General features: G+C 61.7%; 1 protein-coding gene. It reads right to left on the minus strand.

All coding sequences use genetic code 11. The features are described 5' to 3' along the window. The coding region (locus AC0L20_RS40810; protein WP_473295793.1) for a cytosine permease at positions 1–287 on the minus strand (287 nt) is incomplete at both ends.

Below are 287 nucleotides of genomic sequence, written 5' to 3' on the forward strand. Positions count from 1 at the left end.
GCCAATGTCAGCCTGGCCCATCAAGCGACTGAACAGGTAGACGAAGGCGATCACGCCAATGACGCTGGCGACGCGACCAATGAAGTGGATCACCCGATAACCGAGCACCGTGACCAGCACGATGACACTGGCGAAAATCAGGATGCCGACGCTGTCGCTGACCCCGAACAACTGGCCCAGCACCTGCCCGGACAATACCGTGCCGGTTGCGGTGAAACCCAGGTACATCAGGCACACCAGCACGATCGGGATGGCCGCGCCATACACGCCGAACTGCACCCGGCTGG

This window comes from Bradyrhizobium sp. Kon58 (genome assembly GCF_055807455.1).